At 64.0% G+C, this 20,253-nt stretch carries 20 protein-coding genes, 1 tRNA gene and 1 pseudogene; 11 read left to right on the top strand and 11 right to left on the bottom strand.

Annotation, left to right across the window (positions count from 1 at the left end; all coding sequences use genetic code 11):
• The first annotated feature begins 7 nt into the window (after window positions 1–7).
• Complete coding sequence (locus NEI07_RS05590) at window positions 8–1,210, top strand: acetate/propionate family kinase (protein ID WP_256033259.1); 1,203 nt, start codon at window positions 8–10, stop codon at window positions 1,208–1,210.
• Window positions 1,211–1,249: 39 nt separating this feature from the next.
• Here the strand turns inward: NEI07_RS05590 and NEI07_RS05585 are convergent, their stop codons facing one another.
• Both NEI07_RS05585 and NEI07_RS05580 read right to left on the bottom strand, forming a co-directional pair.
• Window positions 1,250–1,591 carry a hypothetical protein gene (locus tag NEI07_RS05585; RefSeq protein WP_256033258.1) on the bottom strand — a complete coding sequence of 114 codons (342 nt, stop codon included), beginning with the start codon at window positions 1,589–1,591 and terminating at the stop codon, window positions 1,250–1,252.
• A gap of 282 nt (window positions 1,592–1,873) precedes the next feature.
• The gene (locus tag NEI07_RS05580; RefSeq protein WP_256033257.1) at window positions 1,874–2,137 is read right to left on the bottom strand and encodes a cation-transporting P-type ATPase; all 264 of its coding nucleotides are present in this window, start codon (window positions 2,135–2,137) and stop codon (window positions 1,874–1,876) included.
• 33 nt (window positions 2,138–2,170) lie between these two features.
• Between NEI07_RS05580 and NEI07_RS05575 the strand changes: the two genes are divergently transcribed.
• Complete coding sequence (locus NEI07_RS05575) at window positions 2,171–3,076, top strand: outer membrane protein (RefSeq protein ID WP_256033256.1); 906 nt, start codon at window positions 2,171–2,173, stop codon at window positions 3,074–3,076.
• 94 nt (window positions 3,077–3,170) lie between these two features.
• Window positions 3,171–3,956, top strand: a complete 786-nt coding sequence (gene fabG, locus NEI07_RS05570; protein ID WP_256033255.1) for a 3-oxoacyl-ACP reductase FabG — start codon at window positions 3,171–3,173, stop codon at window positions 3,954–3,956.
• 884 nt (window positions 3,957–4,840) lie between these two features.
• Here the strand turns inward: fabG and NEI07_RS05565 are convergent.
• The 4 genes from NEI07_RS05565 to carB all read right to left on the bottom strand — a co-directional run bounded on the left by NEI07_RS05565 (window position 4,841) and on the right by carB (window position 10,124).
• Window positions 4,841–4,916: transfer RNA gene (locus tag NEI07_RS05565), tRNA-Thr, on the bottom strand.
• Window positions 4,917–5,011: 95 nt separating this feature from the next.
• On the bottom strand, window positions 5,012–6,085 hold the full coding sequence (locus tag NEI07_RS05560; protein WP_305123626.1) for a mitochondrial fission ELM1 family protein: 1,074 nt from the start codon (window positions 6,083–6,085) through the stop codon (window positions 5,012–5,014).
• Window positions 6,086–6,153: 68 nt separating this feature from the next.
• Window positions 6,154–6,630 (bottom strand): transcription elongation factor GreA, encoded by a 477-nt coding sequence (gene greA / locus NEI07_RS05555; RefSeq protein ID WP_256033254.1) that lies wholly within the window; start codon window positions 6,628–6,630, stop codon window positions 6,154–6,156.
• A 155-nt stretch (window positions 6,631–6,785) separates the two neighbouring features.
• Complete coding sequence (gene carB, locus NEI07_RS05550) at window positions 6,786–10,124, bottom strand: carbamoyl-phosphate synthase large subunit (RefSeq protein WP_256033253.1); 3,339 nt, start codon at window positions 10,122–10,124, stop codon at window positions 6,786–6,788.
• Between the two features lie 451 nt (window positions 10,125–10,575).
• On the opposite strand from carB, the gene NEI07_RS05545 reads away from it, so the two are divergent.
• Complete coding sequence (locus tag NEI07_RS05545) at window positions 10,576–10,878, top strand: c-type cytochrome (protein WP_256033250.1); 303 nt, start codon at window positions 10,576–10,578, stop codon at window positions 10,876–10,878.
• A gap of 2 nt (window positions 10,879–10,880) precedes the next feature.
• Window positions 10,881–11,255: a GtrA family protein gene (locus NEI07_RS05540; RefSeq protein WP_256033248.1), complete on the top strand. Its 375-nt coding sequence runs from the start codon at window positions 10,881–10,883 to the stop codon at window positions 11,253–11,255.
• Window positions 11,256–11,422: 167 nt separating this feature from the next.
• Here the strand turns inward: NEI07_RS05540 and hemF are convergent, their stop codons facing one another.
• The 3 genes from hemF to NEI07_RS05525 all read right to left on the bottom strand — a co-directional run bounded on the left by hemF (window position 11,423) and on the right by NEI07_RS05525 (window position 13,697).
• Window positions 11,423–12,421 (bottom strand): oxygen-dependent coproporphyrinogen oxidase, encoded by a 999-nt coding sequence (hemF, locus tag NEI07_RS05535; RefSeq protein WP_407659849.1) that lies wholly within the window; start codon window positions 12,419–12,421, stop codon window positions 11,423–11,425.
• A gap of 35 nt (window positions 12,422–12,456) precedes the next feature.
• A complete protein-coding gene (locus NEI07_RS05530; protein WP_256033246.1) occupies window positions 12,457–13,122 on the bottom strand; it encodes an rRNA methylase in 666 nt (221 codons plus the stop codon).
• A gap of 98 nt (window positions 13,123–13,220) precedes the next feature.
• The gene (locus NEI07_RS05525) at window positions 13,221–13,697 is read right to left on the bottom strand and encodes a tRNA (cytidine(34)-2'-O)-methyltransferase (RefSeq protein ID WP_256033245.1); all 477 of its coding nucleotides are present in this window, start codon (window positions 13,695–13,697) and stop codon (window positions 13,221–13,223) included.
• A 278-nt stretch (window positions 13,698–13,975) separates the two neighbouring features.
• Between NEI07_RS05525 and petA the strand changes: the two genes are divergently transcribed.
• From petA to NEI07_RS05510, 3 genes are read left to right on the top strand one after another with little or no spacing between them, the layout of a single operon-like run.
• The gene (gene petA / locus NEI07_RS05520) at window positions 13,976–14,506 is read left to right on the top strand and encodes a ubiquinol-cytochrome c reductase iron-sulfur subunit (protein ID WP_256033244.1); all 531 of its coding nucleotides are present in this window, start codon (window positions 13,976–13,978) and stop codon (window positions 14,504–14,506) included.
• Window positions 14,507–14,559: 53 nt separating this feature from the next.
• Window positions 14,560–15,798 carry a cytochrome b gene (locus tag NEI07_RS05515; protein ID WP_256033243.1) on the top strand — a complete coding sequence of 413 codons (1,239 nt, stop codon included), beginning with the start codon at window positions 14,560–14,562 and terminating at the stop codon, window positions 15,796–15,798.
• A complete protein-coding gene (locus tag NEI07_RS05510) occupies window positions 15,791–16,747 on the top strand; it encodes a cytochrome c1 (RefSeq protein WP_256033242.1) in 957 nt (318 codons plus the stop codon). Before NEI07_RS05515 ends, NEI07_RS05510 begins: the two co-directional genes overlap by 8 nt.
• Before the next feature lie 131 nt (window positions 16,748–16,878).
• Here the strand turns inward: NEI07_RS05510 and smbP are convergent, their stop codons facing one another.
• Window positions 16,879–17,229 carry a small metal-binding protein SmbP gene (smbP, locus tag NEI07_RS05505; protein WP_256033241.1) on the bottom strand — a complete coding sequence of 117 codons (351 nt, stop codon included), beginning with the start codon at window positions 17,227–17,229 and terminating at the stop codon, window positions 16,879–16,881.
• 193 nt (window positions 17,230–17,422) lie between these two features.
• Here smbP and NEI07_RS05500 point away from each other — a divergent pair, with 193 nt between their 5' ends.
• Complete coding sequence (locus tag NEI07_RS05500; protein WP_256033240.1) at window positions 17,423–18,721, top strand: homoserine dehydrogenase; 1,299 nt, start codon at window positions 17,423–17,425, stop codon at window positions 18,719–18,721.
• A 6-nt stretch (window positions 18,722–18,727) separates the two neighbouring features.
• Window positions 18,728–19,717, top strand: a complete 990-nt coding sequence (glpX, locus tag NEI07_RS05495) for a class II fructose-bisphosphatase (RefSeq protein ID WP_256033239.1) — start codon at window positions 18,728–18,730, stop codon at window positions 19,715–19,717.
• A gap of 8 nt (window positions 19,718–19,725) precedes the next feature.
• On the opposite strand, the gene NEI07_RS05490 is transcribed toward glpX, so the two are convergent.
• On the bottom strand, window positions 19,726–19,875 hold the full coding sequence (locus NEI07_RS05490; RefSeq protein ID WP_256033237.1) for a hypothetical protein: 150 nt from the start codon (window positions 19,873–19,875) through the stop codon (window positions 19,726–19,728).
• A 110-nt stretch (window positions 19,876–19,985) separates the two neighbouring features.
• Between NEI07_RS05490 and NEI07_RS05485 the strand changes: the two are divergent.
• Window positions 19,986–20,253, top strand: a pseudogene (locus tag NEI07_RS05485) (MFS transporter); the annotation flags it as partial.

Here is a 20,253-nt window from a genome sequence, read left to right as displayed (position 1 = left end):
AGGGGACATGGCCGATCGCGTCGTCACGCTTAACGCCGGGTCTTCCTCGGTGAAATTCGCGCTGTTTGCGGCGGACGCCGACTGGCCGCGGCTGATCGTTTCCGGCGCGGTCGAGGGGCTCGGCGCGAAGCCGCGCTTTCGCGCGGCCATTGTCGATGGAGACGCAAGCGACAGGCCGCTCGCCGCCAAGCTCACGCACAAGCAGGCGCTTGCAGCGATCTTCGAATGGATCGAAGACGCCTACCCGGCGGCGGCGGTAAGCGCGATCGGGCACCGAGTCGTGCATGGCGGTCTGCGCTTCGCCGCGCCGATCATTGTCGATGCGGAAGCCATCGCGGACTTACGCAAACTGATCCCGCTGGCGCCGCTGCATCAGCCGCATAACCTTGCCGGAATCGAAGGGGCCAGGGACGCCTTTCCGCATGTGCCGCAGGTCGCGTGTTTCGATACGGCTTTCCACCGCGGACACGCCTTCGTCGACGACGCCTATGCGCTTCCCTATTCCTATTATGAGCGCGGGTTGCGCCGTTTCGGCTTCCACGGATTGTCATACGAGTATATCGCCCGACGCCTCCGCATGATTGATCCGATCCACGCCGAGGGCGGCGTCATCGTCGCGCATCTGGGCAATGGCGCGTCGCTGTGCGCGATGAAAGGCGGGCGTTCGATCGCCACCAGCATGGGCTTCTCGGCGCTGGAAGGCCTGCCCATGGGCACCCGCTGCGGACAGATCGATCCTGGATTGCTGCTTTATTTGCTCCAGAGCGACGCGATGACTCCCCAGGAGCTGTCGCATCTTCTTTATGAACGCTCGGGTCTTCTTGGCCTCTCCGAAGTCTCGCATGACATGCGCACGCTCGAGGCGTCCCAAGAGCCCCGCGCCAAAGCCGCGATCGCCTATTTCATTCATCGCATCAAAATGGAGATCGCGGCGCTCGCGGCGGCGATCGGCGGATTCGACGCGCTGGTGTTTACGGCCGGAATTGGAGAGCATTCGCCGCGCGTGCGGGCCGGCGTGGTCGAGGGCCTCGGCTGGTTGGGCTTAGCGCTCGACGCGGCGGCCAATGCGCGCAATGGTCCGCTGATTTCCGCGCCGCAATCCCGCATTCCCGTGTTTGTGACGCCCACCGACGAGGAAGCGATGATCGCGCGTCACACGATCGAGACAGCTGGATTGCCGGTCATGGCCGGGTCGCGCAGCCAGACGTGAAGGCGATTGACGGCGGGCCGCCAACCCGCCGACGGTAGGCTAATTTTTCACTCGCGCCCGCTGAGCCGCCCGCACGGCGTTGAGTAAAACAGCGCGGGAAGGCAGTTTGGACTGCGCCTGGGCGACGCAATTCTGAGCGCCGCTGTCATTGTCCTGGCAACAGAATATGTCGCCGCCAGCGCATGCCACATAGTGCGGATGGCGGGCGCCGGCGCGACTCTCCTCTTCGCCTTGGATGAAGCACGCCATCGCGCCTTGATTGTTCACCCAATTGGAGTTGCAGTTCGAGCCGCTCGCGATTTTCGGCTTTGCGTTTGCGGGCAGCATCATCGCGGTGACGGCGACGGCGATTAGAAAGGCTCTTATGGCGAAATGACTCATAGCGCTCTCCATCAAAAAATTTCGTCTAGCCCAAGGAACAGGCCGATCTCCAAACGATGCAAGGATAAACAAAAAACGCAGCGTTGCGCACCCGAAATATTCGATCAGACATCACCAGTTCATCGCTGCTTATTGCTCCTTCCGCACTGGCGTGCATGCGCGAGCCGATGTCGCGCCATGCCGCGCCTGCTCATCGCGCGGGCGCCTGCAGGCTCGATATTCCTGAACGAACCCAAGCAGCGAACTGCCGAGAACGATCGCCAGAATGATCGTGGCGTCGACCTACTCGCGCAATATGAGCGAGACCGCCGCGGCAAAAACCAGAATCAGGACAAGCGGGCTTTCTAACTGCCGCAGCAACAGACGGAGCGCGTTGAGGGGCGCAGCGTCTTCGACGGCGTTTGCGCCGTCTCGTCGCAGCAATGCGGCCAGAAAAAGCGCAATCGCTGTTGCAGAAAAGGCACATCCGTCACGAAACGGCGTAAACGCGCGGTCGAAGCGAAAGGTTGGAATTGCGAAACGCCTCTCGCCTTGCTCATTTGCCATCGAGCCCTTCTGAAGTTCGTAACGGCGAGGACAATGATGGCCCGTAAATTCTTGACAGGCGCTGTTATGGCGCTGGCGTTCGCAACGGGATCGGCGATCGCCGCGGATTTGCCCTCCCTCAAGGCGCCGCCGGCCTATCTTCCGCCGCCGCCGCCGGTGTGGACCGGTTTCCATGCGGGTTTGAATGCGGGCGGCGCATGGAACGCAAGCACGGGGACCAATTTCGCTTCGGCGCCCTTTCTCATCAATGGCGCCGGCAATGTCCCGTGGGCGGCGGCTGCAGCCATCGCAGGGACCGGCAGCGTCTCGACGAATGGCGCCGGTTTCATTGGCGGCGGCCAACTCGGCTATGATGTGCAATTCAACGGCGCGTTTCTCGCTGGACTAGAAACGGACATCCAGGGCGTCGCCAGCTCGAACGGCGCCGCCGCCGTCGTGACGCTCGCGCCCACGCCGGCGCCGGGCCTCAACCTGCTGACGAGCGTTGCGAGCGGCAAGTCGCTTGATTTTCTTGGCACGGTGCGCGGTCGGCTCGGTTATCTCGTAACGCCGACATTGCTTGCTTATGCGACGGGCGGACTCGCTTACGGCCAGGCGACGTCCACCACGAGTTTTTTCCAACATGTGCCGAATGATTTCTCCGGCTTTTTGTTGCTCGGCGCCAGTCAGGGGAGATTTTCGCAGACGCGGGTCGGCTGGACGGCCGGCGGCGGACTGGAATGGATGTTTTGGCCGCAATGGAGCGCCAAGATCGAATATCTCTTTTACGATCTCGGCGCCGCCGCCTATCCCGTCGCGATCACCACTGATTGGCAGCTGACGAACCTGTTGTTCGCCAACGCTACTCAGGTGCGCACGCGCTTCGACGGTCATGTCGTCCGTGTTGGCCTGAACTACCACTTCAACTGGGGCGCCGCGCCCGTCGTCGCGAAATACTGATTTCTTTCAGTGGAGGCGCGGCGCCTCCCGCGGCGATTGGCCGGGCGGAGCTCCGCGCAGCATCTAACCTCGCAAGCCGAGAGGGGCTCGTCATATGCTCACCTCCATCGCCGGTCGGTCGGTCGTCGTCACCGGAGGCAGCCGGGGCATCGGCCGTGGCGTCGCGCGTGTTTTTGCAGCCAAGGGCGCACAGGTGCTGGTGGTTGGCCGTGACCTCGCGCAGGCCGAGGCGACGGCGGCGGCGATTCGCGCGGAAGGGGGACGCGCCAGCGGTTTTGCCGCCGACGTCGGCAATCCGGGCGATGTCGAGCGGATGGCGGCCGCGGCGCTCGAGCGGCACGGCGGCATCGACATTCTCTGCGCCAACGCCGGCGTTTTTCCGGCCGCACGGCTCATGGAGATGACGCTGGAGCAATGGAACGAGGTGTTGTCCACCAATCTTGCCGGCGCCTTTTTGAGCGTGCGGGGCTGCGTCCCTGCGCTGGCGCGTAGCGGTCGGGGGCGGATCGTGCTCACCTCCTCCATCACTGGCCCGATCACCGGCTATCCCGGCTGGACGCATTACGCGGCGAGCAAGGCGGGACAGCTCGGCTTCATGCGCACGGCGGCGCTGGAACTGACGCCGCTCGGGATCACCATCAACGCCGTTCTGCCGGGCAATGTGCGCACCGAAGGACTCGACGCGCTCGGTGAAGAATATTTGGCGCAGATGACGGCCTCGATCCCACAAGGCCGGTTAGGGCGCGTCGAGGACATCGCCTACGCCGCGCTGTTTTTCGCCAGCGACGAAGCCGGCTACATCACCGGCCAAACGCTGGTGATCGATGGCGGGCAGGTGTTGCCTGAGTCGCTGACGGCGCTGCAGGAGATGGGGCCGTGAGCGGCTTTGGCCGCAACGGGTCGCGGACTTGGTTTCGTTGATAAGTATGCTGACAGCGCGGACGAGCGGCCCGGCTCGTCGCAAAATAAGGCCCTGACCGTCGATGCATCGCGGGGCGGCTCTGCGCGTTCCTTTATGCGCCTTCGCCGCAGAGGCTCCCGCAACGATCAATGGCCTCCAGCGCAAGCGCCTGTCCAATGGCGGATGCCGCGCGCGGCTTCGACTGCGCTATTGGTCTGGAAGCAGTTGCCGACATGGTGCATGGCGGCGCCTGCATCTGTCTCGGAGGGCGCCAGGGCGTAATAGTCAGTATAGCGGGCTTGCGCTCGCGCCGCCCGGCTTGTGGCCGCGGCCGGCGCTATCGAGGCGCTGAGAACGGCGACGATTGCAGCGGCCAGGGTTGCTGGCCGGAGGATACGTTTGTCCATTTCATTCCCCTGCATCAATGGAAGCTGCCGCTTCCGTGATCAATATGAGCCTACAGAATCATCATGCTGCACAATAATTATTCACGAGCTTCTGCTGAGCTAAAGGGCCACGCGGGGGAAAAATGGTGGAGCCAGTGCTGGCGGGATAGGTCATCCGAAGAGCTGCAATGGCGGAAGACGTCGCCCGGACAGAAACTTAGCGAGTCCAGGCGCGTTCGACTTCTTGGACGACTCTAGACTTCCGGCGTCATCGCCCTCGCGACGGCGGCGGCGATCCTCTTGCCGATTCCCTTGGCGATCCCCTTTTGGCGACAGCCTTTGCGACCAACGCGCGCTATTGGCGCGAAGGTCGGGAGTGTCCGAAACACTCCATGGGGAGCGGCGAGTTGGTGGCGGCGTGTCATCGAATAGGATGATGCGCCACTCGAAGTCTTTACGACAGGATGTTGATTTTATTGGTGCCGCTTGAGGGATTCGAACCCCCGACCCCCTCATTACGAATGAGGTGCTCTACCAGCTGAGCTAAAGCGGCGATTGGCGGACGCCCAAAGGCGCGCGGCGGGTCACTCTTATCGGCGCGCGGCGGGTTTTTCAAGCAGCCTCGCTGCCCTATCAGCGCGGGGTCGCTCAGAATAGCGCAGGTCGCTCAGAATTAACGACTCGGCCCGCAAAGGCCAAATAGGCCTGCGCGACGGCGCGTGCGATGTCGGGCGTCGCATTGACCGGCGCGCGGCGCCAGTCCCCGAGCGCGCCGCTCCAGATGCTGATCGCGCCGGCGTCGCGCAAAGCGCCGAGATAGGCGTCGATCTTGCCCCGGCGGCCGGTCGTCGGAACGACATAGACCGGCGCGGCGGTCGCGATCGCCTCTCCCACCATATTGACGCTGTCGCCGGTGACGATGATCGCGTCGGCGTTCGCCAGCATCGAGAGATAGGGGTTCTCTCCCTCTCCATCCCAGAAGAAGCCGCTCGGGGCGGCGAGAACGCGCCGAAGCCTCTCGCGCAGGGCAGTGGGCGTGCGTCGCGACGCTGTGGCCATCACGCCGCGCCCGCTCGCGAGCAGCGAAGCGGCGATGTGCGCCAGTTCGGCGATATGCGCCGCGCCATAGGCGCCATGCCGGCTGTCGCCGCCGACGATGAGCGCCATGCGCGGGCGGCGCAGGGCGGCGATTCGGAAATCGGGCGCAGCGCGCGCGGCGGCGAGCCGCTCCGGCGTGATCCGGTTCGCCGGCGTGAGCGGCGAGCAGACATTGGCGGCGCGCAGGCAATCATGGCGCGGCGCGACGATGAGATCGGCGGCGCCGGGCCCGTTCGCGGGCTTGTTGAGATAGACCGTGAATGTTCGCCCGCCGGAGTCGCGCTTCAGTCGCCTGAGCGCCGGAATCGTCCGGCGTCCCGCGGCGATCGCAATATCGGGGTAGGGCGGCGCGTGTGCGAAGCCGTCCCGCGGATCGGCTGGCGCAAAAGGCGCGAGCGCTGCGTAAATCGCGCGCGGCGCGACGCAGCGAATGTCGGGCGCAGCGCCCAGCGCTTCGGCGACGCCGAGCGTCTGCGCCTCATGCCCGGCGCGGCCGTCGGAGAGAATGCGGAGCGTCGTTTGCGGCGGAAGGTTCGGGATGCTCGAAGGGCCCCCTCCCTGTCCCTCCCCCGCTAAAGCGGGAGAGGGGACCCCAATCACGAAAGTTGTGCGGGTATATCGCATCGTCCCGAATCTGACTCCCTCTCCCGCGAAGCGGGGGAGGGTTGGGGAGGGGGCGGCGCGCTCGCGCCTCACCCAAAGGCGACCTTCAGGATCTCGTAGCTCTTGCCGCCGCCAGGCGTCGTGACTTCGACAGTGTCGCCGACGGTCTTGCCGATCAGGGCGCGCGCGATGGGGCTCGTGATCGAGACCCGGCCGCTCTTCACATCGGCCTCGGTCTCGCCGACGATCTGATAGGCCTTCTCCTCTTCGGTGTCCTCATCGACGATCGTGACCGTCGCGCCGAATTTAATCGTCGAGCCGTTGAGCTTCGAGACGTCGATGACTTCGGCGCGCGACAGCTTGTCCTCGAGTTCGGCGATGCGGCCTTCATTCAGCGACTGCGCCTCTTTCGCCGCGTGATATTCGGCGTTTTCCGAAAGATCGCCATGCGCGCGCGCTTCAGCGATCTGCTGAATGATGCGCGGACGGTTCTCCTGCTGTCTGCGACGCAATTCTTCGGTGAGCGCGGCGTAGCCGCCGGCGGTCATGGGCACCTTGTCCACCATTGCTTTCGCTTTCCGGCCTTTTTTGAGTTTCGCCAATCATGCGGCGCATCGGCGGCGGCTGCGCCCGCCGATCCGTGGCCATGCGCCAAAGCTTAGGCCATCGAGTGGCGGTCAGTTACACCGCACCGCCGCTTGCGTCGCAGAACTCCCAAATGTCACTTGGTCGCGTTCGGCGGAAAATAGTCCTGCAGCGCCCGGACCCGGAGGTCTCCGGACACGTAGGCGCGTATTCCCTGGGCCGCCGCGACCGCCCCCGCCAGGGTCGTATAATAGGGAACCTTATGCAGAAGCGCCGCGCGGCGCAAGGAGCGCGAGTCCGCGAGCGCCTGCGCCCCTTCGGTCGTGTTGAAGACGAGCGCGATCGAGCCGTTCTTGATCGCGTCGACGATATGCGGCCGTCCCTCCGACACCTTGTTCAATTTCTGGGCGGGAATTCCCCGCTCGACGAGGTAGCGCGCCGTGCCGCCCGTGGCGACGATGGAGAAGCCGACCTCCTTCAACAGGCGCACCGCCGGAATGATTCGGCCTTTGTCCGCATCCCTGACCGAGACGAAAACGACGCCCTCGCGCGGAGCCTTGGTGCCGCCGCCGAGCTGGCTCTTGACGAAGGCGGCGTCAAATGAGGTGTCGAGACCCATGACTTCGCCCGTTGAGCGCATTTCGGGGCCAAGGACGGTGTCAACGCCTGGAAACCGCGCGAAGGGGAAGACGGCCTCCTTCACGCCGACATGCGCCGGCTTCGTGTTGAGCGGATCGAAGTCGACGAGCTTCGCGCCGGCCATCACCCGAGCCGCGATCTTGGCGATGGGGCTGCCGATCACCTTGGCGACGAAAGGCACGGTGCGAGAGGCGCGCGGGTTCACTTCGAGCACGTAGATCTCGCCGTCCTTGAGCGCGAATTGCACATTCATCAAGCCGACGACCCCAAGCGCCATGGCGAGGCTTTTCGTCTGCGCCTCGAGCGCGGCGATCGTCTCCGGCGCGAGCGAACGCGGCGGCAGCGAGCAGGCCGAATCGCCTGAATGAATGCCCGCCTCCTCGATATGTTCCATCACGCCGGCGATGACGGCCTCGTCGCCGTCGGCGAGACAATCCACGTCGATTTCGATGGCGTCGGTCAGATAGCGATCGAAGAGCAGCGGATTCTTGCCGAGCACCGTGTTGATCTGCCCGGTCTTGTCATTCGGATAGCGCGCCTTGATTTCGGAGGGCACGAGGCTCGGCAATGTGCCGAGAAGATAGTCGTCGAGATCGCTTTGATCGCGGATGATCGCCATGGCGCGGCCGCCCAGCACATAGCTTGGGCGCACGACGAGCGGCAGCCCAAGCTCCTGCACGACGATGCGCGACTGCTCCACGGAATAGGCGATGCCGTTTTTGGGTTGTTTGAGCCCGAGCTTGTCAAGCAGCCGCTTGAAGCGATCGCGGTCCTCGGCGAGGTCGATCGAATCGACCGGCGTGCCCAGAATAGGCGCGCCCGCCTGCTCGAGGCCGTGCGCAAGCTTCAGCGGCGTTTGCCCGCCATATTGCACGATGACGCCCACAAGCACGCCGTTGGACTTCTCGACATCGAGAATTTCGGCGACGTCTTCATTCGTCAGCGGTTCGAAATACAGCCGGTCGGAAGTGTCGTAATCCGTCGAAACCGTCTCCGGATTGCAATTGATCATGATCGTCTCGAAACCAGCCTCGGCGAGCGCGAAGCAGGCGTGACAGCAGCAATAGTCGAATTCGATGCCTTGCCCGATACGGTTCGGGCCGCCGCCCAGAATGACGATCTTGTTCCTTGCCGAGGGTTGCGCCTCGTTCGCGGGACTCCCTATGAACGGCGTCTCATAGGTCGAATACATATAGGCCGTGGGCGAGGCGAATTCGGCCGCGCATGTATCGATGCGCTTATAAACGGGTCGCACGTCGAGACGGTGGCGCATGTCGCGCACGTCTTCTTCTTCCAGGCCCGCAAGAGTGGCGAGGCGCGAATCGGAGAAGCCCGCGAATTTGAGCTTGCGAAGATTCTCGGCGTCCTCGGGCAGGCCGTATGTCTTCACCTTGTTTTCGAGCGCGACGATTTCCGCGATGCGCTCGATGAACCAGATGTCGATCTTGCTTGCTTCGTGAATGGCTTCGGCGGTCATGCCGAGCCGCAGCGCTTGGCCGACGACGAGCAGCCGGTCGGGCGTCGGCGTGCCGAGCGCGCCGCGCAGCACATTCATGTCGTCGCCTTTTCCAAAGCCTTCGATCTCGATGTCATCGAGGCCGCAAAGGCCGGTCTCCAGCGAGCGCAACGCCTTTTGCAGCGACTCGGCGAAATTGCGTCCAATCGCCATCGCTTCGCCGACCGACTTCATGGCCGTGGTCAATATCGGTTCGGAGCCCGGAAATTTTTCGAAGGCGAAGCGCGGAATTTTGGTGACGATGTAGTCGATCGTCGGCTCGAAGGACGCAGGCGTCGCCCCGCCAGTAATGTCGTTGGCGATCTCGTCCAGCGTGTAGCCGACCGCCAGCCGCGCCGCGACCTTGGCGATCGGAAAGCCGGTGGCTTTCGACGCCAGCGCCGACGAACGCGACACGCGCGGGTTCATCTCGATGACGATCATCCGGCCGTTTGAGGGATCGACCGCGAATTGCACGTTCGAGCCGCCGGTTTCGACGCCGATCTCGCGCAACACCGCGATCGAGGCGTCCCGCATGATCTGGTATTCTTTGTCGGTCAGCGTCAACGCCGGCGCGACGGTGATGCTGTCACCCGTGTGCACGCCCATCGGATCGATGTTCTCGATGGAGCAGATGATGATGCAATTGTCCGCTTTGTCGCGGACGACCTCCATCTCATATTCTTTCCAGCCGAGAACGCTTTCTTCGACCAGCACTTCATTGGTCGGCGAGGCGTCGATGCCGCGCTCGACGATCTCGATGAACTCCACCTTGTTGTAGGCGATGCCGCCGCCGGTGCCGCCGAGCGTAAAGGATGGACGGATGATCGCCGGCAGGCCGATATCGTCGAGCGCCTCGAGCGCGGCCGCCAATGTCTTGACGTGATGCGAGCGCGGCGTGTCGAGGCCGATTTTTGTCATCGCCTCGCGAAACAGTTCGCGATCCTCGGCCTTGTCGATCGCATGGGCGGTCGCGCCGATCATCTCGACGTCAAAATTTTTCAGCACGCCCATTTTTTCGAGGCTGAGCGCGCAATTGAGCGCCGTCTGTCCGCCCATCGTCGGCAGCAGCGCGAAACCGCCGGGCGCCGCGTAGCGCTCCTTCTCGATGATCTTGGCGACGATTTCGGGGGTGATGGGCTCGATATAGGTGCGATCGGCCATGTCCGGGTCGGTCATGATCGTCGCCGGATTGGAATTGACGAGAACGATCCGATAGCCTTCCGCCTTGAGCGCCTTGCAGGCCTGCGTGCCAGAATAATCGAATTCGCACGCCTGGCCGATGACGATGGGGCCGGCGCCGATGATCATGATCGTGGAAATGTCGGTTCTTTTCGGCATGCCGCCTCAGTTGTCATCCGCTCGTCAGCGCTCTTTCGCCCCCATGCTGAGGAGCGCCGTAGGGCGCGTCTCGGAGCAGGAGGGCGAGATTTGTCCAGCGGTTCCCTCGCCCTTCGAGACGGCGGCTGCGCCGCCTCCTCAGGATGAGGAAACCTTTCATTTTTGCCCGGCGCACGCCGCGCGGGAGGCGAGCGCGCATAAAAAAGGGCCGCGTTTCCGGCCCCTGGACCGGAACGCGTCCCGAACTTGCCCGTCATTCTGTCGGCGAACCGGCGATGCGGACCGCGAGCGGGGCGCGCCCGGCTCGAAAGTCGCCGACTGTCTAGACGAGATTGACGGTTATGTGAAGGGGCGGCGAGCGCAGGATAGGAGCCTCGGATCGGCGGGATCGCGCCGCAGGCCGGCGAATTGCGCTATCATGCCCGTTCCTCGTCGCTTCGAAATGGCGCCCATGCGGATCACGACCTCGTTGCTTTTTCCGATGTTGCTTTTCATCGCCGTCGCGGGGCGCGTCCAGGCCGGCGACCTCTCCGACGTTCTGGCGCAATGCGCGGCGTGTCATGGCGCGGGCGGGATCGCCAAAAGCGCCGACGTCCCGCATCTTGCCGGCCAGAACGAACTCTATCTCCTCAACCAGATCAAAGCGTTCAAGACAGGCAGGCGGGCGCATAAGGAGATGCGCTACATGAGCCGCCAAATGTCGGAAGCCGAGATGCGGGACATCGCGCGCCACTACGCCGCGATGCCGCGTTGAGCATGTCAACGACGCGCCAGCTTGCGATCTACGCTTCGGTCGGCGTCGGAGCGACGCTCGCGCACTACGCTATTCTCATCGCATTGGTCGAAGGCGCGGGCTGGCGCGCGGTGCCGGCGACCCTGTGCGGCTATGTGGTCGGCGGCGTTGTGGCCTATCTCCTGAACCGGCGCCACACCTTTGCAAGCGATCGGCCGCATTCTGAGGCGACATGGCGCTTCGCGCTTGTCGCTTTCGCGGGCTTTTGCGTCACCTATGCGTTGATGAGCCTCTTCGTCGATCGCTGGGCCGCGCCTTATCTCCCGGCGCAGATGGTCACCACCGTGCTGGCGATGTTCGTCACCTTCGCGCTCAACAGGCGATGGACGTTCGGGTGAAGCGTTCCTTCGTGCATCATGGCGACTTTTTCCGCGCGTCATGCCCGCGCTTGTCGCGGGCATCCACGCCGAGACATCGCGTGATTATTGTCGAATTGCGAGCGCTGGATCGCGTGGATGGCCGGGCCAAGCCCGGCCATGACGTTGCTGTTATTCGCTATGTGCGCCTACGGCCACTTCACCAGCGGCGGCATCGACGAGAGGATCGAGTCGACGTTGCCGCCGGTCTTCAATCCGAAGATCGTGCCACGGTCATAGAGCAGATTATATTCGACATAGCGGCCGCGCCGCACGAGCTGCTCGTCGCGCTGCGCTTCGCTCCACGGCTTGGCGAAGTTGCGCCGCACGAGTTCGGGGTAGATGTCGATAAAGCTTTCGCCGACGTCGCGGGTGAAGGCGAAGTCCTCATCCCAGGCGGAATTTTGCGCGTCTCCGGCGCTGTTGAAATAGTCGTAGAAAATTCCGCCGATTCCGCGCGGCTCCTTGCGGTGGGCAAGAAAGAAATACTCATCGCACCATTGCTTGAACCGCGCATAGTCGGCGACCTTATGGCGCTCGCAGGCGTCGCGCATGGCGGCGTGAAAGGCGATCGTGTCGGGATCGTCCTGCGTGCGGCGCGCATCAAGCACCGGCGTCAAGTCGGCGCCGCCGCCGAACCACGCCTTCGTCGTCACGACGAAGCGCGTGTTCATATGCACGGCGGGAACATTTGGGTTCCAGGGATGCGCGATCAGCGAGATGCCGGTCGCGAAAAACCGCGGGTCTTCCGCCGCGCCCGGGATCTGCTTGGCGAATTCAGGCGCGAAGGTTCCGAACACCGTGGAGCAATGCACGCCGGCCTTTTCGAACACGCGGCCCCGGATCATCCCCATGCGGCCGCCGCCCCCCGGCGCGCCGCCGCTTCCTAAAGTCGCGCCACCGATGTTTCGAGCGGCGCTTCCTAAAGTCGCGCCGCCGTGGTCCGTTCGGCTCCAAGGCGTGAGAACGAAGCGCCCCGGCGCCTCGGCGTCGGGCGCGAATGGACCCGTCGCGTCGTCCTCCAGCGCTTCGAAGGCGGTGATGATGCGCAACTGGAGCGACTCGAACCATGCGCGCGCGGCGTCTTTGCGGGCTTCGAGCTGATCGGGCGCGGCGTTCATCGAGGTCTCCTCATGTCGCCGCTTCATCCCGCCGGCGCCATGCCTTGTCAATTCGGCAGGACCTACTGCGCCATCTCCGCGACTTTCATCTTGGGATCGCGCCGCTCCGCTGGCGCCGTCGCCGCCGCGAAGCCGGCGCGCAGAAACTGCGCGAGCGCCGTCTTGACGTTTCTGCCGCGCTCGGTGAGCTCGGTGACATAGCAGGAGCGGGGCTCGCCATTTGGCCACCCACGGTTCCGCGCTTTCGCCTGGCGCATGTCTTCAAGCACCTGCGCCTTAACTTCGCGCGAGTCCTTCATCGTAATCAGTCCGTCAGCCGACAGATGCCGGTCGGCATTATGGTCTTCGACCATTTTCTGATTCGGCGATTCGAACTCGCACAGCTTGCCCTGGTCGCCGACATAAAGAAGTCGCTCCACCCAGGCGGGGCGAAGCGATCGAATGTCGTCGGGCAGCATGTCCTTCATTTCCGCCGGCAGCGCCTGATAGATCGGCGTCGCTTCCGCGATTTGATCCACCCGGAACGCAGCCTTCACATTGAACCCCTCGAAGCTCTCAATCTGCGTGAACTTTACGAACAGCTTGCCGATCGCGCCGCGCGCCTCCGAGAAATTGGTCACAAGCGCGTAAAGGACGACGCAGAGAAGAGCGGTCAGCAGAGCCGCATTGAGAGACTTCAACAGCCGCTCCCAAAGCATCAGCGAGATGCGAATAGTCTGGTGGGTCATAGCGCCCTCCCGAAATCAATGAATATTGGCTTAATATGCTGCGACGACCGCAGACTAAAAGGTCGTTTCGCCATTGCGCTGTGCGGCGGCGCATCTGTCTAAAGCGCGCGCAACTGCCGGAGCGCCTCGCCCATGACCATCGCCGCGGCGACGGCGACGTTGAGGGAGCGCATGCGAGGCCGCATGGGGATGCGGAGCGCCAGATCGGCGGCGGCGTGCACCTCTTCCGGCGCCCCGGCAGATTCGCGGCCGACGAGCAGAATGTCCCCCGCGCGGTAGTCGCAGTCGAGATAGGACGCCGTCGCCCGCGTCGATAGCAGCAGCAGCCTACGGCTCTCGCCCGCCTGGCCGGAGGCAGCCCGCCACGCTTGAAAGGCCGCGAAGGACCCATGTCGGTCAATCGTCACGTGATCGAGATAGTCCATGCCGGCGCGGCGAAAGTCGCGATCGCTTGTGGGAAATCCGGCCGGACCGATGATCGCCGCAGAGACGCCGAGGCATGCGCATGTGCGCAGCATGGCTCCGGCGTTTTGAGGAATGTCCGGCTGATACAGGGCTAGCGTAAGAGAGGCCATTGGTCCGTTCGAGTGGCAGGAGATAGCGAATTTGCGGCATATCGCCGCGAATATCGGCAGCGGTCTTGTGCGGCAAGGCGTATTGCCAAATTTCCCTGTGTCGGCTTGTGGACAGCGGCGGGGATTCGCGTCACATATCACCTCCGCCCCGCCGCAGCCTTGGCATTGCCTTGGTGCGGCGCAGCGATTGGCCGAAGGCGGCGAAAGGTGGAACGATCGCCTCGGGCGCAGCCGCTGCCTCGGCCGCGAAGACTGAGAGCGTTGGGAGAGGTTCGAGCGTGACAAGCAAAGACACCGCCGTAAAACCGGCGGAGCCAAGCCGGCGGGACATTCTCTACATCGCGACGGGCGCCGCCGCAGCAGCCGCCGGGGCCGCCATGGTCTGGCCGCTGATCGCCCAGATGAACCCGGACGCGTCAACCCTCGCCCTGGCCTCGACGGAAGTCGATCTTTCTGCGGTTCCTGTAGGCCAGATTGTTACAGTGAAATGGCGCGGCAAGCCGGTTTTCGTGCGCCATCGGACGGCGGCCGAAATCAAGGCGGCTGAGGACGTGCCCTTGTCGGCGCTGCCCGACCCGGAGCCCGACGCCAAGCGCGTTCAAAAACCTGAGTGGCTCGTCGTCATCGGAGTTTGCACGCATCTCGGCTGCATTCCGACCGGCAAGGAAGGCGAATACGACGGCTGGTTCTGTCCGTGCCACGGCTCGGTCTACGACGTCTCGGGGAGGATTCGCAGCGGCCCGGCGCCGACGAATCTGGAGGTGCCGCCCTACGCCTTCATCGCCGAAAACAAAATTAAGATCGGCTAGCCAAGGCCAAGCGCCTTCAATTTTCCGCGCGAGATTCCGAGAGCACCAAGCCCATGGAAGGACATTCCCAATACACGCCCAAGAGCGGCTTCGCTCGCTGGTTGGAGCGCCGTCTCCCGATTTTGAGCTTCATGCATGATTCCTTCGTCTCGTATCCGACGCCAAAAAACCTGAACTACATGTGGGTGTTTGGCGCGATCTTAAGTTTCATGCTCGTCGCGCAGATCGTAACCGGCGTTGTCCTTGCGATGCATTACACCCCGGAAACGACGCTCGCTTTCGATTCCGTCGAAAAGATCATGCGAGATGTGAATTGGGGCACCGTGCTGCGCTACGCGCACGCCAATGGCGCGTCGATGTTCTTCCTCGCCGTCTACCTCCACATCTTCCGCGGCATGTATTACGGCTCCTACAAGGACCCGCGCGAGGTCCTGTGGATTCTCGGCGTCGTGATCTTCATGCTGATGATGGCCACGGGATTCCTGGGCTATGTCTTGCCTTGGGGACAGATGTCCTTCTGGGCGGCGACCGTCATCACCAATCTTTTCTCCGCCATTCCCGTCGTCGGCACCGCGATCACCACCTGGCTGCTTGGTGGCTATTCCGTCGACAATCCGACGCTCAATCGCTTCTACGCTTTGCATTATCTGTTGCCGTTCATCATCGTCGCCATCGTCGCGCTGCACGTTTGGGCGCTGCATGTGACAGGCCAGAACAACCCGGCCGGCGTCGAGGTGAAGGACGTCAAGAGGGACACGGTTCCCTTCACGCCGCACGCGACCATGAAGGACGCCGTCGGCATCGCGGCTTTTCTCGTCGTTTACGCCTGGCTGACGTTTTTCGTGCCGAATTATCTCGGCCATCCCGACAATTACATCGAAGCCAATCCGCTGGTGACGCCGCCGCATATCGTGCCGGAGTGGTACTTCCTGCCGTTCTATGCGATCCTTCGCGCAATCCCGAACAAGCTGCTCGGCGTCACTGCGCTCTTCGCATCGATTTTGATCACCGCGGCGCTGCCGTGGCTCGACACGTCGAAGGTGAAATCGGCCGTGTATCGGCCGTTGTTTCGCAAGGAATTCTGGATTTTCGTCGCGGTGTGCATCGGGCTCGGCTATCTCGGGGCGCAGCCCGCCGAAGGCGCATATCTTTGGTTCGCCCGGGTGCTCTCGGCCTATTATTTCCTCCATTTTTTGGTGATTTTGCCGGTCATCGGCAGGATCGAGAAGCCGGAGCCGGTGCCTGAATCCATCGACGCTTCGATCGTGCGGGGGGAAACCTCCCATGTCTGAGACGCTGGCACGGTCTCCCAAGCGACAGTCCTCGCTGAAGCGCTTCGCGCTCTTTCCCCTCACGGTTGCTGCGGCGATGACGCTGGCTGCTCCCGCTTGGACCCAGCAGGAAGCGCCGCCGTCCGCGACCGATCAGGTGGCGGCGCCCGAGGCCAAGGAGAAGGAAGCACGGCACGAGAGCGAGCGCCATGAGCAGAAGCCCAAGCGCTTCGATTGGAGCTTCGCCGGCGCCTTCGGTCGCTACGACAAGGCGCAGTTGCGCAGAGGTTTCAAGGTCTACAAGGAGGTCTGCTCCTCCTGCCATTCGATCAAAATGCTCGCCTTCCGCAATCTTTCGCAGCCCGGCGGACCGGAGTTTCCCGAAAAAGAGGTCGAAGCGCTGGCCGCGAGCTACAAGATCAAGGACGGCCCGAATCAGGCGGGCGAATATTTCGATCGGCCGGGTCGTCCAAGCGATCGCTTCCCCCCGCCTTTCGCCAATGAACAGGCGGCGCGCGCCGCGCTGGCCGGCAATTATCCGCCGGATATGTCGGTCTTGGCCAAGGCGCGAGGCTACTCGCGCGGCTTTCCGCTCTTCCTGTTCGATGCCTTGCCGGGCTTTTCCTACCAGGAGCACGGCGTCGACTATATTGCCTCGCTGATGGAGGGCTACGAAGACCCGCCGCCAGACGTGAAAATGCCGGACGGACAATTCTACGATCCCTATATGCCGGGCCGTCGCATCGGCATGCCGCCGCCGCTTTCCGAGGGCGTGGTGACCTATGAGGACGGCGCGCCGCAAACGATCGACCAATACGCCAAGGACGTCGCCGCTTTCATGATGTGGGTCGCCGAACCGCATCTTGAGTCGCGCAAGCGAATTGGGCTCGGCGTTGTGGCCTTCCTGCTCGTCTTCGTCGGGCTGCTCTATTTCACCAAGCGCAAGATCTGGTCGAACGTGCCGCATTAGGCGAGGCGCGCGCCCGGTCGAGCGCGAATTGCGCCGCGAAAGAGCCGCGAGCAGAATGCCGAGCTATTTGGCGGCGACCATGTCGCCGCCATGAGTCCTTGCCCGCGTCCTCGCCGCGTCGCGCGACGCCGTCACTTGATCTTCTTCAGTTCGGCGAGCGCGCTCGTCGCGTGCTTGACGGCGCGCGCCGAGTCGCCAAACCGGGCGCGCATTTCGGCGAGGCGCAGATGCCTGATCGCGCGATGCAGCAGCTTGTTGGCGGCGCGGTCCCCTTCGACGGCCTTTTCGTGCAGCGCCTCGCGCGCATGGCCGAGCGCGCTCATCACATGCGTAACGACCTCCTTGGAGTCGCCCTTCGCGCCGTCGTCTATCGCCTCCTGAGCATGCTCAATCGCCGCAGGCACATGCACGCCGATGCCGGCCAGCGCATAGGAGCCGGAAAACGCCAGCGCCAAAGCGGTCAGAATTACGAATACGCTCATTCGACGCGTCATTGTCGTCTCCTCATCGCCGCCAGCGGGTTTGGCTTCAGCTTGCCCAAGAGTTAGGGCGTCAGCGCAACGTCTCAATCCATTCCTGGCGTCGGCGGTTTCTTGATTGAAGGCGCCAAATCGGGCACAAGGCGCTAGCGTCTGTGGGCTTCGTCGCCCGCCAATTTTTCCCGGAAAGGTTGCAATGTCGGAGATTATGCGCGTCGGCATCGCGGGGCTCGGCACCGTCGGCGCGGCGGTGGCGCGCCTGCTTCGCCGCCAGGCCGAGGCGCTAACGGCCCGCACCGGACGGCGCATCGTCCTGGCGGGCGTTTCGGCTCGCGACGCAGCGAAGGATCGGCGCGCCGACCTGTCCAGCGCGGAATTTTTCCAAGATCCGGTCAAGCTCGCGGCCTCGCCGTCGATCGACCTCTTCGTCGAATTGATCGGCGGCTCGGAGGGGCCAGCGAGAGCCTGCGTCGAAACCGCGCTTGCGCATGGCAAGCCGGTCGTCACCGCCAATAAGGCCCTGCTCGCCGCGCATGGCTTGCATCTCGCAGCGCTCGCCGAGGAGAACCATGCCGCGCTCGCCTTCGAGGCGTCGGTCGCGGGCGGCATTCCGATCGTCAAGACGCTGCGCGAGGGGCTCGCCGGCAATTCGGTCGAGCGCGTCTATGGCATTCTCAACGGCACCTGCAATTACATCCTCTCGCGGATGGAGCAGGAGCAGCTTTCCTTCGACGAATGTTTGAAGGAGGCGCAGAGGCTCGGCTACGCCGAGGCCGATCCGACCTTCGACATCGGCGGTTTCGACACTGCCCACAAGCTTGCGATCCTCACCTCGCTGGCCTTCGGCACGCGCATCGCCGCCAGCGCCATCGATATCGAGGGCATTGAACGCGTGACGCTCGCCGACATCGACGCGGCGGCGGAGCTTGGCTACCGCATCAAGTTGCTCGGCGTCGCGCAGCGCACCGCTGAGGGGGTCGAGCAGCGCGTTCATCCGACGATGGTCAGCAAAAATTCCGCTATCGCCCAGGTGATGGGCGTCCTGAACGCCGTCACCATCGACGCCGACGCGGTGCATGAGCTGACGCTTGTTGGGCCAGGCGCCGGCGGCGACGCCACGGCCTCGGCCGTCGTCGCCGACATCGCCGACATCGCCAAGGGCGTGCGTTCGGCGCCGTTCGGTCTGCCGACCGCGAAGCTCGCGGAGCTCAAGCGTATGCCGATGCAGCGTCACGAAGGCGGCTATTACATCCGCATGTCGGTGCGCGACGTCGCCGGCGCCTTCGCCAAGATCGCGACGCGCATGGCGGAGCGCCGCATATCGCTTGAAAGCATCGTGCAGCGCGGCGCGCGGGGCGCGCCGGGCGATTGCGTCGATGTCATCCTCATCACCCATGCGACGAGCGAACATCTCGTGCGCGAGGCGCTCGACCTGATCTATCAGGACGGCGTCATCGTTTCGCGCGCGCAGGTCATCCGCATCGAGCGCGAGTAGCGCGACATGACGCAGCAGCCCGAAACCGACGCGTCGAAGATCGATCGCTACCTGACGTTGGAGCTGGCGCGCGCGTCAGAGCGCGCCGCGGTCGCCGCCGCCAGATTCCGGGGACGCGGCGACGAGATGGCCGCCGACCTCGCGGCGGCGGAGGCGATGCGCGAGGAGCTGTCGCAGCTTCCCGTGCGCGGGCGCATCGTGATCGGAGAGGGCGATGCGGACGCCGCGCCGACGCTCTACATCGGCGAAGAGATCGGCGCAGGCGTCGGTCCCCGCGTCGATCTGGGCGTCGCGGCGCTCGAAGGCTCGACGCTTTGCGCCAAGGACATGCCGGGCTCGATCGCCGTCGTCGCCATGGCGCCGGCGGGATCGCTGCTTCACGCGCCCAATGTTTACATGGACAAGATCGCCATCGGTCCGGGATACCCTGAGGGCACGGTCGATCTCGATCGTGAACCCGGCGACAACATCAGAGCGCTTGCGATCGCCAAGGGCGTGCGGGCGAGCGAAATCACGGTGAGCATTCTCGACCGGCCGCGCCATGCCGAAATCATTCGCAATTGCCGCAACGCCGGCGCTTGCGTGCGGCTCATCACCGACGGCGACGTGGCGGCGATCATTCTCACCACCCATCCTTCGGAAACCGGCGTCGACATGTATCTTGGCCGCGGCGGCGCTTCGGAAGGCGTGCTCGCCGCCTGCGTCCTGCGTTGCGCCGGCGGCCAGATGCAGGGACGGCTGGCGCTCGAAACGCGTGATCAGATCGCGCAGGCGCAGCGTTTGGGCCTGATTGATCCGCGCCGCAAATATTCGGTCGGCGACATGGCGGCCGGCGACGTCGTCGTTTGCGTGACCGGAGTCACCGCCGGGCCGCTCGTCGGCGGCGTGTCGCTCGGCAAGACGACGATCGACACCGAGACGATCGTCTATCGCTCGGCGACAGGCACGATCCGCCGCATCCATGCGACGCATCGCGCCGCCGGCAAATTCGATTGACGTTGACCCTAATACGTCCGGCCGGTCTCGAGCTGAGTCTTGGCGTCGAGCTTGCGCCTCGGCGGCGGCGGATAATCCGGCGGCGGCGGGGGCTGTGTCGCGCAGGCGGCGAGCGACAAAGCGATAAGCGAAGCAAGGATCAGATGAAGGTGCCGCATCAGTTTCGTCCGCATTTTTCAAGGTGGCGCGCAGCTTCGCGCCTGTTGCGTAAGAGCGTGGCTTTGGCGACGAAACTATGTCCGTCGTGCGCCGGCGGGACGGCGCGCCGATGACTCCCGCCGCCCATATCTCCGCCGCGATCGAGGTGCTGGACGATGTTGGAAAGCGCCGCCGACCCGCCGCCGAGGCTTTAAAGGACTGGGGCATCGCGCATCGCTTCGCCGGATCGAAGGATCGCGCCGCCATCGCCAGCCTCGTCTTTGATGCGCTAAGAAAGCGCGCTTCGGCCATCTATGTGATGGGCGCGGACGATCCGCGCGCGATCATGCTGGGCGCGCTGCGCGAGGCGCGCGGCCAGGGCCCCGAGGCGATCGCGG

Origin of the sequence: Methylocystis suflitae (genome assembly GCF_024448135.1) — a bacterium.
In the GTDB taxonomy this organism is placed as follows: Bacteria; Pseudomonadota; Alphaproteobacteria; order Rhizobiales; family Beijerinckiaceae; genus Methylocystis; species Methylocystis suflitae.
Note: the sequence above shows the minus strand (reverse complement) of the source record. Positions and strands in the feature narration are given on the sequence as shown.

Excerpts from the sequence above, each read along its gene's own strand:
- NEI07_RS05540 (WP_256033248.1), top strand. The coding sequence starts at position 10,881 with ATGTCAACGACGCGCCAGCTTGCGATCTACGCTTCGGTCGGCGTCGGA.
- greA (WP_256033254.1), bottom strand. The coding sequence starts at position 6,630 with ATGGTGGACAAGGTGCCCATGACCGCCGGCGGCTACGCCGCGCTCACC.
- NEI07_RS05525 (WP_256033245.1), bottom strand. The coding sequence starts at position 13,697 with ATGGCCTCTCTTACGCTAGCCCTGTATCAGCCGGACATTCCTCAAAAC.
- carB (WP_256033253.1), bottom strand. The coding sequence starts at position 10,124 with ATGCCGAAAAGAACCGACATTTCCACGATCATGATCATCGGCGCCGGC.
- NEI07_RS05530 (WP_256033246.1), bottom strand. The coding sequence starts at position 13,122 with ATGACCCACCAGACTATTCGCATCTCGCTGATGCTTTGGGAGCGGCTG.
- NEI07_RS05510 (WP_256033242.1), top strand. The coding sequence starts at position 15,791 with ATGTCTGAGACGCTGGCACGGTCTCCCAAGCGACAGTCCTCGCTGAAG.
- NEI07_RS05560 (WP_305123626.1), bottom strand. The coding sequence starts at position 6,085 with ATGCGATATACCCGCACAACTTTCGTGATTGGGGTCCCCTCTCCCGCT.
- NEI07_RS05490 (WP_256033237.1), bottom strand. The coding sequence starts at position 19,875 with ATGCGGCACCTTCATCTGATCCTTGCTTCGCTTATCGCTTTGTCGCTC.
- smbP (WP_256033241.1), bottom strand. The coding sequence starts at position 17,229 with ATGAGCGTATTCGTAATTCTGACCGCTTTGGCGCTGGCGTTTTCCGGC.
- NEI07_RS05500 (WP_256033240.1), top strand. The coding sequence starts at position 17,423 with ATGTCGGAGATTATGCGCGTCGGCATCGCGGGGCTCGGCACCGTCGGC.
- NEI07_RS05515 (WP_256033243.1), top strand. The coding sequence starts at position 14,560 with ATGGAAGGACATTCCCAATACACGCCCAAGAGCGGCTTCGCTCGCTGG.
- NEI07_RS05585 (WP_256033258.1), bottom strand. The coding sequence starts at position 1,591 with ATGAGTCATTTCGCCATAAGAGCCTTTCTAATCGCCGTCGCCGTCACC.
- glpX (WP_256033239.1), top strand. The coding sequence starts at position 18,728 with ATGACGCAGCAGCCCGAAACCGACGCGTCGAAGATCGATCGCTACCTG.
- NEI07_RS05575 (WP_256033256.1), top strand. The coding sequence starts at position 2,171 with ATGATGGCCCGTAAATTCTTGACAGGCGCTGTTATGGCGCTGGCGTTC.
- NEI07_RS05545 (WP_256033250.1), top strand. The coding sequence starts at position 10,576 with ATGCGGATCACGACCTCGTTGCTTTTTCCGATGTTGCTTTTCATCGCC.
- NEI07_RS05590 (WP_256033259.1), top strand. The coding sequence starts at position 8 with ATGGCCGATCGCGTCGTCACGCTTAACGCCGGGTCTTCCTCGGTGAAA.
- fabG (WP_256033255.1), top strand. The coding sequence starts at position 3,171 with ATGCTCACCTCCATCGCCGGTCGGTCGGTCGTCGTCACCGGAGGCAGC.
- hemF (WP_407659849.1), bottom strand. The coding sequence starts at position 12,421 with ATGAAGCGGCGACATGAGGAGACCTCGATGAACGCCGCGCCCGATCAG.
- NEI07_RS05580 (WP_256033257.1), bottom strand. The coding sequence starts at position 2,137 with ATGGCAAATGAGCAAGGCGAGAGGCGTTTCGCAATTCCAACCTTTCGC.